3 protein-coding genes are annotated in these 1,280 nt (G+C 70.1%); 1 reads left to right on the top strand and 2 read right to left on the bottom strand.

The genetic code is table 11. The annotated features are described in order from the left end of the window. Positions 1 to 307 (bottom strand): single-stranded DNA-binding protein (locus G9H71_RS22765; protein WP_166285017.1); only part of this gene is annotated, 307 nt, incomplete at its 3' end. 51 nt (positions 308 to 358) lie between these two features. Then, positions 359 to 649, bottom strand: a complete 291-nt coding sequence (gene rpsF / locus G9H71_RS22760) for a 30S ribosomal protein S6 (protein ID WP_166285016.1) — start codon at positions 647 to 649, stop codon at positions 359 to 361. A gap of 224 nt (positions 650 to 873) precedes the next feature. Here rpsF and G9H71_RS22755 point away from each other — a divergent pair. Beyond that, positions 874 to 1,280: TIM barrel protein (locus tag G9H71_RS22755; RefSeq protein WP_166285015.1), on the top strand; the 407-nt coding region annotated here is incomplete at its 3' end.

Raw genomic sequence — 1,280 nt, 5'->3', positions numbered from 1 at the left:
CCTCGAGCTCGATGACGGTGCGCTTCTCGCCCTCCTTGGTGTCGTACGTCCGGCTCTTGAGCCGGCCCGTGACGATCACCCGCATGCCGCGCTGGAGGGACTCGGCGACGTTCTCCGCCGCCTGGCGCCAGACGGAGCACTGCATGAACAGCGTCTCCATGTCCTTCCACTCCCCCGACTGCCGGTCGAACTGCCGCGGCGTCGACGCGACGCGGAAGTTGGCCACGGCCGCCCCGGACGGGGTGAAGCGCAGCTCGGGGTCGCCGGTCAGGTTGCCGACGATCGTGACGACGGTGTCGCCTGCCATGGGCAGCGCTCCTTCGGGTTCGGGAGTGGACGAGCCTGAGTCAGGTCAGGCTCAGCGTGCGTCGGTCCGCAGGACCTTCGTGCGCAGGACGGACTCGTTCAGGTTGAGCTGGCGGTCGAGCTCCTTGACGACGGCCGGCTCGGCGTTCAGGTCGACGACCGCGTAGATGCCCTCGGGCTTCTTCTTGATCTCGTACGAGAGCCGGCGACGGCCCCAGATGTCGACCTTCTCGACGCTCCCGCCACCCTGACGGATGACGTTGAGGAACGTGTCGAGCGACGGGGCGATCGTGCGCTCTTCGAGGTCGGGGTCGAGGATGACCATGAGCTCGTAACGACGCATGCGGTACCCACCTCCTTTGGACTCGGGCGGCCACGGTCTCTCCGTGGCAGGAGGGCTACTGCGTCAGCAGTGCGTCCAGAGTACCGTCCGCCCGGTTCGCTCCACGACGTTCTCCACAGCCCGGGGACGGACGGGCGGGGCAGCGGCCGGCGCTGTCCACAGGCCTGCCGCCTCCCGCCCGCGGGCGATGGAGCCTGTCGGTGCCGCGCCGTACCGTGGGCGCCATGACGGACCTGCGGATCGGCGCCCACGTCAACCAGGAGGACCCGCTCGCCGAGGCGGCCGCCCGGAAGGCCGGGCTGGCCCAGTTCTTCCTCGGTGACCCGCAGGGCTGGAAGGGCCCGGAGGTCCGCTACCCGGGCGGCGCGCAGGCGCTGAGGGCCGCCGCGCAGGAGGCCGACGTCGACCTCTACGTGCACGCGCCGTACGTCATCAACGTCGCGACCAGCAACAACCGCATCCGCATCCCGAGCCGCAAGCTCCTGGCCCAGCACATGACGGCGGCGGCCGAGGTCGGGGCGAAGGCGCTGATCGTGCACGGCGGGCACGTGCTCAAGGCCGACGACCCCGAGCTCGGCTTCGAGAACTGGGTCAAGACGTTCGAGCGCATGGAGCCGCAGATCCCGGTCCT

This window comes from Motilibacter deserti, assembly GCF_011250635.1.
GTDB lineage: Bacteria > Actinomycetota > Actinomycetes > Motilibacterales > Motilibacteraceae > Motilibacter_A > Motilibacter_A deserti.
The sequence above is the reverse complement of the archived record's forward strand: the minus strand, read 5'-3'. Positions and strand labels throughout refer to the sequence as shown.

Bases quoted from the DNA above. Each gene is read 5' to 3' on its own strand.
- rpsF (WP_166285016.1), bottom strand. From the start codon at position 649: ATGCGTCGTTACGAGCTCATGGTCATCCTCGACCCCGACCTCGAAGAG.